The organism is Caballeronia pedi, from assembly GCF_001544915.2.
In the GTDB taxonomy this organism is placed as follows: Bacteria; Pseudomonadota; Gammaproteobacteria; order Burkholderiales; family Burkholderiaceae; genus Caballeronia; species Caballeronia pedi.
Genome location: NZ_FCOE02000012.1, coordinates 54922 through 70164 on the forward strand (window position 1 = coordinate 54922; position 15243 = coordinate 70164).

11 protein-coding genes are annotated in these 15243 nt (G+C 63.3%); 4 read left to right on the top strand and 7 right to left on the bottom strand.

The window, feature by feature from the left end:
• The 5 genes from AWB80_RS19395 to AWB80_RS19415 form a co-directional block, all read right to left on the bottom strand.
• Nucleotides 1-1182 (bottom strand): efflux RND transporter periplasmic adaptor subunit, encoded by a 1182-nt coding sequence (locus AWB80_RS19395; RefSeq protein ID WP_061176287.1) that lies wholly within the window; start codon nt 1180-1182, stop codon nt 1-3.
• An 8-nt stretch (nt 1183-1190) separates the two neighbouring features.
• Nucleotides 1191-4382 (bottom strand): efflux RND transporter permease subunit, encoded by a 3192-nt coding sequence (locus tag AWB80_RS19400; protein ID WP_061176288.1) that lies wholly within the window; start codon nt 4380-4382, stop codon nt 1191-1193.
• Between the two features lie 145 nt (nt 4383-4527).
• A complete protein-coding gene (locus AWB80_RS19405; RefSeq protein ID WP_061176289.1) occupies nt 4528-5352 on the bottom strand; it encodes an undecaprenyl-diphosphate phosphatase in 825 nt (274 codons plus the stop codon).
• Nucleotides 5353-5421: 69 nt separating this feature from the next.
• On the bottom strand, nt 5422-5820 hold the full coding sequence (locus AWB80_RS19410; protein WP_061176290.1) for a hypothetical protein: 399 nt from the start codon (nt 5818-5820) through the stop codon (nt 5422-5424).
• A gap of 21 nt (nt 5821-5841) precedes the next feature.
• Nucleotides 5842-6627 (bottom strand): COG4705 family protein, encoded by a 786-nt coding sequence (locus AWB80_RS19415; protein ID WP_061176291.1) that lies wholly within the window; start codon nt 6625-6627, stop codon nt 5842-5844.
• A 387-nt stretch (nt 6628-7014) separates the two neighbouring features.
• On the opposite strand from AWB80_RS19415, the gene AWB80_RS19420 reads away from it, so the two are divergent.
• The 4 genes from AWB80_RS19420 to AWB80_RS19435 all read left to right on the top strand — a co-directional run bounded on the left by AWB80_RS19420 (nt 7015) and on the right by AWB80_RS19435 (nt 12745).
• Nucleotides 7015-9237: a TonB-dependent receptor gene (locus tag AWB80_RS19420; protein ID WP_061176292.1), complete on the top strand. Its 2223-nt coding sequence runs from the start codon at nt 7015-7017 to the stop codon at nt 9235-9237.
• Nucleotides 9238-9366: 129 nt separating this feature from the next.
• Nucleotides 9367-10029 carry a response regulator transcription factor gene (locus AWB80_RS19425; RefSeq protein ID WP_061176293.1) on the top strand — a complete coding sequence of 221 codons (663 nt, stop codon included), beginning with the start codon at nt 9367-9369 and terminating at the stop codon, nt 10027-10029.
• Nucleotides 10026-11309, top strand: a complete 1284-nt coding sequence (locus tag AWB80_RS19430; protein ID WP_061176294.1) for an ATP-binding protein — start codon at nt 10026-10028, stop codon at nt 11307-11309. The genes AWB80_RS19425 and AWB80_RS19430 overlap by 4 nt, the downstream gene beginning before the upstream one ends.
• A 254-nt stretch (nt 11310-11563) precedes the next feature.
• Entirely contained in the window at nt 11564-12745 is a 1182-nt protein-coding gene (locus AWB80_RS19435) for a glycoside hydrolase family protein (protein ID WP_061176295.1), read from the top strand.
• Nucleotides 12746-12748: 3 nt separating this feature from the next.
• Here the strand turns inward: AWB80_RS19435 and AWB80_RS19440 are convergent, their stop codons facing one another.
• Nucleotides 12749-13663: a DUF2950 domain-containing protein gene (locus AWB80_RS19440; RefSeq protein WP_061176296.1), complete on the bottom strand. Its 915-nt coding sequence runs from the start codon at nt 13661-13663 to the stop codon at nt 12749-12751.
• Between the two features lie 11 nt (nt 13664-13674).
• Nucleotides 13675-15228 (bottom strand): DUF3300 domain-containing protein, encoded by a 1554-nt coding sequence (locus AWB80_RS19445; protein WP_087131414.1) that lies wholly within the window; start codon nt 15226-15228, stop codon nt 13675-13677.
• Nucleotides 15229-15243 lie beyond the last annotated feature (15 nt).

Genomic DNA, 15243 nt, shown 5'->3' on the forward strand with positions numbered 1-15243 from the left:
TCACGACGCGCTGGCGGTCTTCGCGATCTTCACCGCTTCGCCGCTCGTGATGGCGTCGCCGGGATTGTCGATCACCTTGTCCGACGCCTGCAGGCCGGTCACGACTTCGACATGCGTGCCGAAATCGCGACCGAGCGTCACGGTCCTGAGGCTGACCCGATTCGATGTATCGACCGTCGCCACCGTCACGCCGTTCGGCCGAAAGAGCAGGGCGCTGACCGGAAGGTCCAGTTTCGGCGACTGACTGACGAGTTCCAGATGCGCCTGCGCGTACGCGCCCGGCAACAGCGCGGCATCACGGTTCGCGACATCCAGCTCGACGCGCAGGGTGCGCGTTACCGGGTCCATCGCGCCGGCATTGCGCGCGACCGTCGCGGGGAAACGTCGTCCGGGATACTGCTGCACGGTGAGATACGCCTGCGTCGTCGAGGTCACGTAAGGCGCGTCGCCCTGCGGCACGTCGATGAATACGCGCAGGGTGTCGCTCTGCACTTCATGGAAGAGTTCGCCCGTGGCGCCGGCGAGTCCCGGTGCGCCGCCTGCCGTGACGAGCGCGCCGACATCGACACGGCGCGCGCTCAGCACGCCGTCGAACGGCGCGAGCACTTTTTCGTACGACACGAGTTCAGTGAGGCGGCGCACGTTGGCTTGCGCGGATGACAGCATGGCCTGCTTCGCGAGCATGTCGCCGGATTTCGTGTCGGCGTCCTGTTGCGAGACCGACTGCGTCTTCAGCATGTCCTGCCAGCGCGCGGCCGTGTCCCTGGCGTAGACATAGTTCGCACGCGCGGTGGCTTCGTCGGCGCGTGCCTGCTGCAATTGCGCATCGACTTCGGGTGTCTGGATCACCGCGAGCAGTTGCCCTTGCTTCACGTGCGCGCCGATGTCGGCATACCAGTGCTGAACATAGCCGCTGGTGCGCGCGTAGATGGACGCGTCCGAGAACGCTGACACGGCGCCCGGCAGCAGCAGTTCCTGCGTGGCGGGCGCTGCACGCGGCGCGATGACCGAGACGTTCATCACGCTCTGCACGTCGGCCTGCGCGGCCAGCGCGCTTTGTGCGTGCAGGCGCGGCACGATGCCGCCGGCGAGCAGTGCGGCGGCGATCCCGAGCAGGATCAGCGGAGGCAGCATGCGCCGTGGCATGCGCGGCTTGGTGGTGTGTTCGTCTTGCTGGCTCATGAAGGTCGTTATTTGGCGTCGATGGAAGGATGGAGGTCCGATGAGCCTCGCGCGGCGCGCCGGCGCGCGAGCCAGGCGTGCACGACGCCGAACACCACGGGGACGAAAAACAGCGTGGACACCGTTCCGAGCATCAGGCCGCCGATGACCGCGCGTCCGAGCGGCGCGTTCTGTTCGCCGCCATCGCCCAGTCCGAGCGCCATCGGCAGCATGCCGATCAGCATCGCGAGCGCGGTCATCAGCACCGGGCGAAAGCGTGAGAAGCCCGCTTCGATCGCGGCCTGCACCGGCGCCATGCCATTGCTCAACAGTTCGCGCGCCGCGTTGACCACCAGAATGCTGTTGGCCGTCGCGATGCCGATACAGAGAATCGTCCCGGTCAGCGCCGGCACGCTCAGCGTGGTGCCCGTCGCGAAGAGCATCCACGCGATACCCGCAAGCGATGCAGGCAATCCGCCGATGATGATGAGCGGATCGAGCCACGACTGAAAGTTCACGACCATCAGCAGGTAGACGAGCGCAATGGCGAAGATCAGTCCGAAGCCGAGTCCATTGAACGACTGCGTCATCGACTGGACCTGCCCGCGCATGACGATGGTCGAGCCGCCCGGCAGATGCGCCCGGCTCTGCTCGATCAGGCGCGACACGTCCGCGGCGACGCCACCCAGATCGCGGCCCTGCACCGAGGCGTAGATATCGATCACGGGCTGCACGTTGTAATGCGACACCACCGCTTGCTGCGAGCCGCGCTGCATGCTGCCGAGCGACGCCAGGATGCTCTGCGGCGCGCTCGACGCCGTGTGCTGGCTGAGCGGCAGATTGGCGAGCGTCTGCAACGAGTGGATGTCGTACTGAGGCACCTGTGCCATGAGCGGATAACTCACGCCGTTCTTCGGGTCGAGCCAGAAATTCGGCGTGGTCTGCGAGCTGCCCGAGAGCGAGATCAGCATGTCCTGCGCGATCTGCTTCTGCGTGAGCCCGGCCAGCATGGCCTTGGTGCGATCGACACGGACGTTGATCGCCGGGGCATCGGCGGGCTGCTGGATGCGTGCATCGACGAGTCCGTGGACGCCGCGTATCCGGGCGAGCAGATCGTTGGCCACCGCGCGATTGGCGGCGAGGTTCCTGCCGACGATCTGTATGTCGATCGGCGCGGGCTGGCCGAAGTTGAGAATCTGGCTCGTGATGTCGGCGGGCAGGAATGAGAACGTGGTGCCGGGAAACGAGGCCGCCAGCACGCCGCGCAGTTTCGCGACGTACGATGCGGTGGTCGCATGACCGGGCTTGAGGGCGATCATGATGTCGGCATCTTCCGAGCCGATCGGCGCCGACGACGAATACGTGAGGTTGATGCCGCTCACCGGCAGGCCGATGTTATCGAGCAGCGACGCCTCGTCGGACTTCGGTATCACGGTGCGGATCTTCGCCTCGACTTCGTCGGTGAGGCGCGCCGTTTCTTCGATGCGTGTGCCCGTCGGCGCTCGCATGTGCAGGCGAATCTCGCCGGTATCGACACTGGGAAAGAAGTCGCGTCCCGTGAAAGGAACCAGCGCCATCGAACCCGCGCAGAAGAGCGCGAAGACCATGACGACGGTGCGCGGCCTGCCCGTGTTGCGCGTCAACGCGGCCTTGTAGCGCAGGCGCACAGCTTCGAAGCGATGCTCGAAGCCCGCCTGCCAGCGCGACAGAAACGCGAACCGCCCCGCCGGCGCATGTTTCGCGCGGGCCTTGAGCAGGTACATGGCGAGTGTGGGAATCAGCGTGCGCGAGAAGAAGTACGAAGCGCACATGGCGAACACGACTGCCTCGGCCATCGGCACGAACAGATAGCGCGCCACGCCCGAAAGCATGAACATCGGCGCGAACACGATGCAGATCGAAAGCGTCGATACGAACGTGGGTACGGCGATCTCGCCGGAGCCGTTGAGAATGGCATCCGCAAGCGGCGCGCCGTTCTCCAGATGATGCGTGATGTTTTCGATCGCGACAGTCGCATCGTCGACCAGAATGCCGACGGCGAGCGCGAGCCCGCCGAGCGTCATGATGTTGATGGTTTCGCCGAGCGCAGACAGCGCCAGCAGCGAAGCGATGACCGACAGCGGAATGGTCACCGCGATGATGAGCGTCGCGCGCCAGCTGCCGAGAAAGAGCAGGATCATCATCGCGGTCAGGCACGCGGCGATCAGCGCCTCGCGCACCACGCCGAGAATCGCGGACTTGACGAACACCGACTGATCCGCGAGCGGCACGATATGCAGCGCCTTGGGCAAGCCGGCCGAGATCGTGGGCAGCATCGACTTGATCTGCTGGATGATCGTCAGCGTGGAGGTGCTGCCGGTCTTTTCGACGGTCAGCAGCGCGGCGCGCTTGCCGTCGCTGCGCACGATGTTGGTTTGCGGCGCATAGCCGTCGCGCACCTGGGCGACGTCGCGCAGATAGACCACGCCGCCGTTGACCGCCTCGATGGGAAGATCGTTGAGCGCGGCGACGCTCTCTGTGCTGCCGTTCATCTGGACGTTGTATTCGCGCGTGCCGATCTTCGCGGTGCCGCCCGGCAGGATCAGGTTCTGCACGTTCACCGCGTTGACGATATCGCTCGGCGAGAGGTTTCTCGCCTGCAGCTTGCGCGGATCGATATCGATCATGATCTGGCGAATCTTGCCGCCATAGGGCAGCGGCACGGCCGCACCCTGCACGGTGGCGAGCTGTGTGCGAACGAAACTGTTGCCGAGGTCGTACAGCGATTGTTCCGGCAGCGTCGCACTGGTCAGACCCAGTTGCAGGATGGGCACGGTGGACGCGTTATACGTGATGATATTGGGCGGCAGGGTGCCCGGCGGCAGGACGCGCAAAATCGACGCCGAGCTGGACGTCGCCTGCGCCACCGCGCGATTGATGTCCGCGCCGGGATGAAAAAAGATCTTGATGATCGACACGCCGTTGAGCGACTGCGACTCCACGTGCTCGATGTTCTCGATATCCGAAGTCAGCGCGCGCTCATAGTTGGTCGTGATGCGCCGCGCCATGTCCTCGGCGGAAAAGCCGTTATAGGACCAGACGATGCTGACTACCGGAATATCGATGTTGGGGAAGATATCGGTCGGCGTGCGCAGGATCGCGAGCGGGCCGATCATGAACAGCAGCAGCGCCAGAACGATGAAGGTATAGGGCCGACGAAGGGCCAGTCGAACGATCCACACTGTACGTATCCACGGTTGTTACCCGGCGCTCGGACACGCGGGTTCTTTGATTGCGCAACGCAGTGGAGTGTGCGGGTCGCCGACTTACCCGATACTGACGGTCAAATGACAATCCTGTAATCTGCGTCGGCCGTGTGGTGACGCGTCAGTCGGCCCAGTTGACCCAGCCGAAATGCGCCGTCACCAGCACGGCGATGCCGAACGCGATCCGATACCAGGCGAACGGCACGAAGTCATGCGTGGCAACGTAGCGCAGCAGCCAGCGCACGCACACCCATGCGCTCAGGAACGAGAAGATCAATCCGACGGCGAACAAAGGCGCGTCGGCCGCCGAGAGCAGATGACGTTCCTTGAAGAGGCTGTACGCGCCCGCGCCGATGAGCGTTGGAATCGCAAGAAAGAAACTGAACTCGGTCGCCGCGTTTCGGCTCAGCCCGACCAGCATGCCGCCGATGATGGTCGACCCCGAACGGCTGACGCCCGGCACGAGCGCGAGACATTGCAGGAGACCGACCTTGAGCGCATCGAACGGCGACATGTCGTCGACGGTGAAGACGCGCACCACGCTTTTGGGCCGGCGCTCGGCCCACAGGATTACCACCGCGCCGGCGATGAAGGAGGTGGCCACGACCGTCGGGGTGAAGAGATGCGCCTTGACCGCCTTGCCTGCCAGAAGACCGATCACCACCGCAGGCAAAAACGCAATCAGCACGTTCGACACGAAACGCCGCGCACGCGAGGAATCGCCGAGCGCGGCGGTGGTGTCGACGAGACGACGCCAGTAGAACAGGATCACGGCGAAGATGGCGCCCGTCTGGATCGCGATGTCGAATACCTTGGCTTTCTCGCTGGTGAAGTGGAGCAGCGATCCAGCGAGGATCAGGTGACCGGTCGACGAGATGGGCAGAAACTCCGTCAACCCTTCGACGATTCCCATGAGCGCGGCTTTGACGAGCAACAACGTATCCATATGCATTCCGCCTTTGGCTTTTGATTGTCATGAGGCCGTGGCCGGCCGTGCAGCAGCGCAGGTCGTTGCCTATGCTCCGAGCTTGTCCATCGTTGCAAGCAGATCCGCCAATGCCTTCTTGCAGGCCGCCTGTTCGGGCGCTTTGGCTCGCAACGTCTCCAGCGCGCGATCGATCGCCTTATCGACTGTATGCCAGTCCGATGCGGCTCGGGGCTTGAGAGCGGGTTCGGCTTCGTCCCACGACGTTTCAAGATCCTTGATGCGAGTTTTGGCGCCAGCGAGATCGTTCTTATCGACCTTCGCCACTGTGTCCACGACGATGCCGCGAAACGCAGACAGGTCTCCAAGCTTCGATGCGGCCTGTACCGAGGCAACCAGCTCGAAGCCCGAAGGCGAGAACGAAGTAAGGAACGCCGCTGCGCCGATGACAGCGCTGACGCCAGTGACCAATAGCCAATTTGCTTTCATGCTCGACTCTCCCGTTAAAGACTAGATGTGCGCCGAGGGCGATGCTTTGGCCGTCGGCTTGCGAATACTGACGAAAATCACCAGTGCGACGATCGCCGTGAGAAACGCCACGCTCGTATAGACCGCGCCGAGCCCGACGCCGCCATACGTACGTGACTGCGAGAGCAGATCGCCGAGTGAAGCGCCCAGCGGGCGCGTGAGGATATAGGCGATCCAGAAGGCGAGTACGCGGTTCGCACCGAAATACGCAGCCGCCGCAGTGAGCGCGATGAGTCCGCCGAAGACCACGACGCCCCATGAAAATCCCAGTCCCAATGCTTCCGTCGCCAGATCGCCTGCCGCGGTGCCCAACGCGAACGTGCAAAGAATCGCCACCCAGTAGAAGATCTCGCGCGGCCGGGTATCGATATGCTGGATCGACAAGGTTCGCTCGCTGCGATACCAGAGCCAGAAAACGATCGCCAGCAGCGCGCCGAAGCAGGCGGTGCTCAGATACAGGCTGACGCCGGCGCCATCGGTCAGCGCATCGGTGATTTGCGTGCCCGCGACGCTGATCAGCACCACGGTGAGCCAGTAAGCCCACGGGACCAGTCTTCGAAAGTGCAACTGCAAGCCGAGGGCGATGGCGAGAAGCGCGGCCGTGATCGCGTCGGTGATGAGCATGCCCAGCCCGACATTGACGGCGAGATAGTCGGCGCCCGTTTCGCCGACGGTCGTCGACAGTATCTTGATCAGCCAGAACGCGATCGTCACTTCCGGGACCTTGTTCGCTGCCTGGATGAGATACGTTCGATTGGATATGGACATCAGAGACCTCTCCTTGAGATTGAACCAGCGTCGACTCAGGAGGCACTCTGATGGGGATTACTTAGCGGTCGCTTAGTGAGGGAAAGGGCAAGGGCAAGTCGTCGCGTGATGATGGGCGGCCCTTGAGTAGACAATAAGAATCATTCTCATTATCTCATATTCGAAAGCTTGTTTACTTAGCGCAAGCTTTCAATGTTGCCGTTTCGCCTTATCTGACGGGCATCTCAGCAGTCCGGCGCCGAAGACATTTACACGTTTGTAAATAAACATTACAATCCGATCTCGGTTGTTGAGGATGATTCTCATTAACCATTTCTAAACGCGATCCGATTCGCGCCCTGTCCGCTCCATGCAACGTGGAGCTTCATCCTTCTTCACTCTGTCACCATGCCCGCTTTGTTAAAGACGCGGACGCGCCTGCTCGCGTCCGTCGGTGCCCTTTATTGCGCAAGTTTTCTCGTTCCGTCCCAGGCCGTCGCGCAGTCGGCGTCTGCGCCGAACGCCAGCGACCCGTCGGCGCAATCGCTGCCCGCGGTCCAGGTGAATGCGGCGGCGGTTCAGTCGGACCTGCAGACGAAGGAATTGCCATCGTATAAATTCACCGCGCCGCTGCTCGACACGCCGCGTTCGATCACGGTCATTCCCGAGGAACTCATCAAGGAGACCAACGCGACGACTTTCGCCGATGCGCTCAAGACCGTTCCCGGCATCACGTTCCTCGGCGGCGATGCGGCAGCGAATCCTTCGGCGGACCGGCCTGTGATTCGCGGGTTCGAATCGCGCAATTCGATTTTCGTCGACGGCATCCGCGACTCGGGCGTGCAGAACCGCGAGACGTTCGATATCGAGAGCATCACGGTGATCAAGGGGCCGGATTCCGTCTATGCGGGGCGCGGTGCGGTCGGCGGTTCCATCGACATCGAAACGAAGATGCCGAAGAACGAGAACTTCATCAGCGGCAGCGCGGGCATCGGGACCGATGCGTACAAGCGCCTCACGCTCGATGTGAACCAGAAGTTCGCCGACGACAGCGCGTTCCGTTTCAACGCGATGGGCTTCGATGCGAATCAGCCGGGCCGCAACAACGTGTACAGCAAGCGCTGGGGCGTGGCGCCCTCGGTGGCGTTCGGCCTGAACAGCCCGACGACGGTCACGTTCAGCTACTACCATCTGAACAGCTACGACATGCCCGACTTCAGCGTGCCTTTCCGCTCGACGGGCGGCACACCGATCAACAGCGAGCGCGGCCAGTTCTACGGTTTCAACAACCGCGACTATCGCTATGGACAGACCGACACGGGCGAAGTGCGCGTCGAGCATCGTTTCAACGACAATCTGAAGCTCAGGAACACGACGATGTTCGGCCGCTCCACGCTCGACTACATCGCGACCAATCCGCAGTTGACGAGCCCGACGTCGAACATTCTCAGTCTGCAGGCGAAGAGCGGCAAGTACGCGACCAACAGCATCACGAACCAGACCGAGCTGACCGGCAAGGCCACACTCCTCGGCATGCAGCACACGATGACGGGCGGCGTCGAGTTCAGCCACGAGCACAGCCTCTATGAAGGCTATCTCGTCACCGATAGTGCAGGGAACAATATCCGCACGGGCGGTCCGTGTTCGGTCGCGTACAACTGCACGCCGGTCAACGCATGGAATCCGGACAATCCGTGGCTCGGCAGCGTGCTGCTCAATGGCGACAGGGGCTTTCCCGGCGCGGCGACGCACACGCAGACCAATACGGCATCCGCATATCTGTTCGATAGCGTGAAGATCACGGACCGCTGGCTCTTCAATGCGGGCGCGCGCTTCGACCGTTTCGACGTCACGTCGACGCAGGCCGGCGCGAAGGACCTGACCAACAACTCGAATCTCTTCAGCTATCAACTCGGCCTCGTGTACAAGCTGCTGCCGACAGTGAGCCTGTACACGTCGTATGGCACGTCCGCGAACCCGCCGGGCGCGAATGCGGGTCTCGGCGGTGGCACGGACCAGCTCACGGCCACGAATCAGGATCTGTCGCCGGAGCGCAGCCGCAACATCGAAGTCGGCGCGAAGTGGGACGTACTCGATCGCCTGTCGATGAACCTCGCGCTGTTTCAGACCGACAAGACCAACGCGCGCGTAAGCGACGGTCTGGGCGGCACGATCAACGCGGGCCATCAGCGCGTGCGCGGCGTGGAAGTCGGCACGGCCGGCAACGCCACGGGCAAGTGGAGCATCTTCGGCGGCTATTCGTATCTCGATGCGATCACCGTCGATGCGGGCGCGGCCAGCGCGGCGTCGTCCGGTCTGCCGATGGTGATGGTGCCCAAGCACAACTTCACGCTCTGGTCGTTCTACGACGTCTCGCCGAAGCTGAAGGTCGGCGCGGGCGCGATCATCGCGAGCAAGTCGTATGCGTCGGTTTCGCCGACGGTGCTCAAGTGGACGCCCGGCTACGCGCGCTTCGATGCAATGGCGACCTATCACGTCGCGAAGAGCGTCGACTTGCAGTTGAACGTGAACAACATCTTCGATCGCAAATACTATTCGAGCGCGTACCCGATCTATGCGACCTGGGCGCCCGGACGTTCGGCGATGCTGACGCTCAATTTCTATCAGTAAGATGATCCGTGCGCGATGTCGCCCCGGACATCGCGCACGTCAGGAACGCGCGTCCCGCTTCCTAAGCGTCTCATAAGGATACTTCGACTAACCTCCCGGATCGCAGCGAAGGACGACGGGGAGGCGCGTATGAGGGTGTTGCTGGTCGAAGACGACCGCATGATCGGGGAGTCCGTTCACGATGCGTTGAAGGATTGCAGCTACGCCGTGGATTGGGTGCGCGACGGCAAGCTCGCGCTGACGAGCCTCATGACGCACGTCTACGATGCGATTCTCCTCGACCTCGGCCTCCCGGGCGCCGACGGCTTCGAGGTGCTGCGCACCGTACGCCGCGGGGATCAACCGGTGCCGCTCATCGTCATCACGGCGCGCGATTCGATCGAGGACCGCATTCGCGGGCTGGATGAAGGCGCCGACGATTACCTCATCAAGCCCTTCGAAATCGCCGAGTTGCTCGCGCGCATGCGAGCCGTGATTCGCCGGCGCGGAGGGCAGGCTGCGCCGGTCATGACCAACGGCGTGCTCACGCTGAACCCGGCGACTCGCGAAGCCTGTTCGGGTGGCGCCCTGATCCGCCTTTCCAGCCGCGAATTCGCGCTCATGCAGGCGCTGATGATCCGGCCGGGCGCGATTCTGTCGCGTGCGGATCTGGAAGACCGCATCTACGGCTGGAACGAAGAAGTCGAAAGCAATGCCGTGGAGTTTCTGATTCACTCGTTGCGCAAGAAGCTCGGCGTCGACGCCATCAAGAACGTTCGTGGAGTCGGCTGGATGGTTTCCAGGCAAACATGACGCGTTCGCTGCAGTTCAGGCTGTCCGCCTGGCTGTCGATGTTGATCGTCGCGTTTGCGACCATCGGCGGCGCCATTGCATTCAAGGTGGCGTTTCACGAGGCAAACGAGTTGCAGGACGGCCAGCTCCTGCAGATTTCCGCGCTCGTGACGCCCGCCACGCTGGACGTGATGAAGCGCGAGGCGCTTGCAAACGTCGCGGGCGCCGATCACGAATCGAGGCTCGTGATACAGACCATCGACGAGCCGAAGCCGCTCGCCGTCCCCGCCGCGTTGCCCGATGGACTTCAAAGCGCGATCGTCGGCGGCGTGTCCTGGCGTCTCGTCGTCAAGACGCTTCCGCACGGAGCGCGCGTCGTGATCGGTCAGCAGACCGTCGGACGCGACGAGATCGCGCGCAATAGCGCGCTCGCCACCGTCATGCCGTTCGCGGCGCTGGCAATCGTGTTGATCGCGGCCTTGCATCTGATCCTGCGGCATATGTTCCGGCCGCTGGCGGCGATATCCGTCGATCTCGACACACGTCCCGAACACGATCTTTCGCCGCTTTCGAGCGCGACGTTGCCGAGCGAAATTGTCCCGTTCGTCGTTGCGATAAACCGGCTGTTGGCGCGGGTGGAGACATCGTTCGCACTGCAACGCAGATTCGTCGCCGACGCGGCCCACGAGCTTCGCTCGCCACTGACGGCGCTGTCCTTGCAAGTCGAGCGGCTGAACGAGTGCGAGTTGTCCGACGGCGCACGCGAGCGCCTCGGTGCGGTACGGCGCGGTCTCGCGCGTTCGCGATCCCTGCTCACTCAATTGCTGACCCTTGCGCGTCTGCAAAACCGTGCGTCGGCGGAAATCTCGAACCTGCGCGTTCAGGAGGTGTTTCGCAACATCCTTGAGGATCTCATGCCGCTTGCGGAAGCGAAGGCGATCGATATAGGGGTGTCCAGCGTCCAGGACGTGTACGTGGATGCGCCGCAGGCGGACCTGACGATCATGATCAAGAATCTGGTCGACAACGCCATTCGCTACACGCCGCAAGGAGGCCGCGTGGATCTCTCGACGGGAACCACGGCAGGAAAGCCATGGATCCGGATCGAGGACACGGGCCCAGGCATCGCACCCGAGGAGCGTTCGCGCGTGTTCGATCCGTTCTATCGCGTGCTGGGCAGCGAAGTGGATGGATCAGGACTCGGACTGTCGATAGTCGGGACGATCGCGCAGCGTATCGGCGCCCATGTGACACTCGGGAGCGCGGCGCCACGCGGTCTGGTGGTCCTCGTGACGCTCTGAGCCGCGCCTCGCGTATCCACAATTTCCAAAAATGAAAATACGTTGTGGAGACTTTTGAAGTGCCCTGCCCGGCGGTCGGCCCTAAAATCAATTCGATAGTTTCAAGGCGGCTATTCACGTCCTTTTGCTAAGGAATTCGATTCTTTCGCCGTAAACCAATCAAGCGCCGAAACGGTCCGCTCGTCGCCTGTCGCCTCATCTTCGTGAGGCGCAAATCAATTTGACTCCAACATTCGCGCACGAGGGAATTCTCGATGGCCTCGACACGCTCCGATATTCCCAGCACGATGCGTCGAAAAATCGTTTCGACGCTCGTCTTCGGCGCCGGCTCGCTCGTACTGGCCGCTTGTGGCGGGGGCGGCGGCGCGAATTCATCGACTGCGGCCGGTTCGTCGAACAGGACGAGTTCGGGCACGACTACCGGATCGCAGGGCGGGAGCGGTACCGGTCCGGGTGCGGCCACAGGTTCACAAGGCGCGAGCGACACCAGTCCGGGCACCGACACCGGCATGCCCAATCCAAGCGACACCAGCCCGAACGGCGTCCTGAAGGACACATCCTTCGGCGTGAAGGGCGACGGAACCACGAACGACCGCGTCGCACTGCAGGCCGCGATCGATGGATCGGTCGGGCAGATTCTCCTGATCACCGGACAAAGCCGCATCGACAGCACGGGCCTCACGCTGCGCTCGAACACGCATATCCGCTTCGCACAAGGCGCGTCGATCAAGCTGCTGGCTCACAATACCGACTCGTATCAGATGATGCGCGTCTGGGATGTAAGCAACGTGAACATCGAATCGCCGCACCTCGACGGCAGCAAGTCGCTCAATGCAGCGACGACCGGAGAGTGGGGCATGGGCATTTCGATCGCAGGCAGCTCGAACATCACGATTACATCGCCGACGACCATCGACTGCTGGGGTGACGGTATCTATATCGCCAACAGCTATTCCGTCGACGGCGTGACGAGCAAGGGCGTCACGGTCAGCAACCATCTCGCGGATGGCTGTCGTCGTCAGGGCGTGTCGATCATTTCGGGCGACACCATCAACTTCGACCACCCGGTCTGGCAGAACATCGGTGGAACGGCGCCGGGAGCGGGGCTCGACATCGAACCGAATGACAACACGGCGGTGTTCCGGGCGATCAGGATCGTCAGCCCGAAGACGCTGGGCTGCGCCGGTCCCGGCATCCAGGTCGATCTGGGATCGCTCGCGGGGCCGGTGGCCAAGACCGTCGATATTCAGATCACGAACCATATCGACAACAGTCTGATCGATGGCCCGTTCAACGTGGGCGGCATGGCACCGAGTGGCTACATCGTGGCGGGAACGATCACCACTACGAACCCGGTGTGGAAGAAAGGCTGGTATCAGGGTAACGGGATACCGTCGGACCTGACGATCTCGGTTGTGAATCCTACATTCGACTGAGCTTCAATTCGAGACCTTCTCCCATCCCGGTCCGGGATCGAATGACTTCATCGCCTGCACCTTTTTGTCGCCGTCCGGGCCGAGATCGCGCTCATAGACCTGTCCGTCGTGGCTGACCATGAAGCTCTTGATGCCCGTTTCGCCATAATGGGCTGGCCACGCGACCACCGCAAAGCCGCCGAACAGACGGCCGTTGACCATGTAGTCGTATGCGCCACCCGGCGCATGAGGCCCCTGAGCGCGCAGCAACTTGTAGTGATAGCCGTAGTAGCCGGACTCCGATCGGGCGCGAGCACCGGCCGTCATGAAGGCCGGACCGAGCGGGCTCGGCTCTTGATCGGCGCTGGTCGGCCAATACAGTCCGTCATGTTTGCCGTTGCTGCTGGCGAACCTGTCTGCATAGACGTAGACCTTGTTGCCGTCGTGATACTTCGATGCGTAGTCGCGTTGCGCATCGTAGATCGCGAGCATCGTCTGGATCACGGCAAGCTCGTTGCGTCCGATCTGCCGAAGGCGCATCTCGTCGGCGCCGGCGCGCATGTCGAATTCCCAGCCTCGCTGCGTTTTCACGAGCGGGATCGGCAGCGTCCAGCCGTCGTTGCCGACGGCGATCCGCGCGTGGTCATTGTCGGTCGTCTGAATCGCGTGGGAAGTCTGCCATGCGGTCAGGAACTTGCTGCGCAACTCGGCGCCGACCGAAGGAATCACGTCGCGGAAGTCGGCGCCCAGCAAAGCCCTGAGTTCGCCTTCGTCGTTGCCGGCGACGGCGGTGCCGAAGGCGTTCATCGCCGCTTCGGGCGTCGTGAAGAACTTCTGCGCGCTCATCGCCGGAACCGGAACGACGGCGAGCGCGAGCGCGACGGTCATCGTGCTTCCGGCCACGGCGAGGCGCGCGCCAAGCTCCGATAGTCTCTTCATGTTCGCTCTCCTCAGCGCCGTCCGCCGCCGCGCGCACCGCCGCCGCCACCGCGCGCGCCCCCACCGCCGCCGCCACGGTGAAAGTTCGATGACTGGAAGCTCGACTGCCCACGGTTGAAATCGCGTTGCGCCGCGCCGCCGCCGCCGACACCCTGAAATGCGGTGTCGCGCGCGCCGCCAGCGTGTGTCCCTCTGGCGCCTGCCTGCGCACTCGCCGCGCCGCCGCGGGCGTGCGATTGAGCGCGATCCGGCGTTTGAGCCGGCCGATGGGCGGTCTGAGGGCGATTGCCCGCCGCCGCATTGCGGTTCGCCGTCTGCGCCCGATTGCCCGCCGTTGCCTGACGATTTTGCGCATGCGCGCGATTGCCGGCGTCGGCGCGATTGGCGACGTTTGCGTTGTTGGCGCGAGCGGGCCGAGTAGCCGCCTGATTGCGTGCCGCCGTCCGATCGGGCGCGCTCACGCGCTCGGGCGCAGCGCCGTTGCGTCCGCGATAATCGCGCCGGGCATCGGCGCCTTGCACGCCGCGTGAGTACTTGTCGCGCGTAGCGTTGTCGCGATAGGAAACGCCCTGGCGATGCCGCGCGTCATGTTGCCACTTGCCGCCCTCGACCTTGGTGCGGTCGAAGTTGCGATCGATGTTCGTCGCCTTGTTGATGTTGACGTTGACGTCGTTGTTGTTCCAGTTGCAATCGCTGAAGATCGCGCCCGCCGCGGCGATGCCCACGCCCCATGCAAATCCGCTCGCAAGGGCGGCGCCGGGGTAGTAGGCCGGCGGGGGCGGCCAGTACGTCGGCGGGTAGGCGGGGGCGGGCCAGGCGCCATACACGACGGTCGGATTGTAGGAGGGCACATAGATGACCTGCGGGTTGGCCGGTTCGATGCGCACGATATTCTGCGCGGACGGCGCCTGACCCGGCTGGCCGGTCTGGCTCGCAGCCGGACGTGCCTCGACACTCACTTTCTGCTGCGGTGTCGACTTCAGATGGCCGGTATCCTGCGCGCGAACCCTCAGACGCTGCACGGCGGCCAGCACGTCGTTGGGCTGAGCGAGAAACGCATCGCCGAGTCGCTGGGTCCAGTCCAGCTTGTCGTTCATGGGAACGAGCACCTGAGGGAACGCCACCAGCGATTTCACGCTGACGTCCCATGTCTGATCCTGCACAGCCTTCACTGCGGCGTCGCCCTTCACGTTCGGATTCGATTTGACCCAACGCGCCGCATGTACGATTTCCAGCGGATACGTCGATGCCATCAGCACCTGTGACAACAGCGAATCAGGATAGAGCGCGATCGGCGCGACCAGCGCCTCGAGTTCCTCTGGCGGATATTGCTGGGCCGCAGGCTGCGCCGTGGAAGCGGGCAGCGGGGGCAAAGCCGCAACGGAGGCGGGGACCGTTGCAGACGCCGGAGCGGCGACGGAAGCAGGCGCCGCGACTGCTGCTGAAGCCTGAGCAGGCGCCAACGCGGCCTGAGTCTGAGCCGGCTGATCCTGTTGTTTCGAGGGGCAGCCTGCCAGCAAGACGACGAGACTCGCGCTCAGGAGCCATCCACTGCGCGTCGTCATGACCACCCCCGTTCG

Excerpts from the sequence above, each read along its gene's own strand:
- AWB80_RS19435 (WP_061176295.1), top strand. The coding sequence starts at position 11,564 with ATGGCCTCGACACGCTCCGATATTCCCAGCACGATGCGTCGAAAAATC.
- AWB80_RS19430 (WP_061176294.1), top strand. The coding sequence starts at position 10,026 with ATGACGCGTTCGCTGCAGTTCAGGCTGTCCGCCTGGCTGTCGATGTTG.
- AWB80_RS19415 (WP_061176291.1), bottom strand. The coding sequence starts at position 6,627 with ATGTCCATATCCAATCGAACGTATCTCATCCAGGCAGCGAACAAGGTC.
- AWB80_RS19440 (WP_061176296.1), bottom strand. The coding sequence starts at position 13,663 with ATGAAGAGACTATCGGAGCTTGGCGCGCGCCTCGCCGTGGCCGGAAGC.
- AWB80_RS19395 (WP_061176287.1), bottom strand. The coding sequence starts at position 1,182 with ATGAGCCAGCAAGACGAACACACCACCAAGCCGCGCATGCCACGGCGC.
- AWB80_RS19405 (WP_061176289.1), bottom strand. The coding sequence starts at position 5,352 with ATGGATACGTTGTTGCTCGTCAAAGCCGCGCTCATGGGAATCGTCGAA.
- AWB80_RS19425 (WP_061176293.1), top strand. The coding sequence starts at position 9,367 with ATGAGGGTGTTGCTGGTCGAAGACGACCGCATGATCGGGGAGTCCGTT.
- AWB80_RS19445 (WP_087131414.1), bottom strand. The coding sequence starts at position 15,228 with ATGACGACGCGCAGTGGATGGCTCCTGAGCGCGAGTCTCGTCGTCTTG.
- AWB80_RS19420 (WP_061176292.1), top strand. The coding sequence starts at position 7,015 with ATGCCCGCTTTGTTAAAGACGCGGACGCGCCTGCTCGCGTCCGTCGGT.
- AWB80_RS19410 (WP_061176290.1), bottom strand. The coding sequence starts at position 5,820 with ATGAAAGCAAATTGGCTATTGGTCACTGGCGTCAGCGCTGTCATCGGC.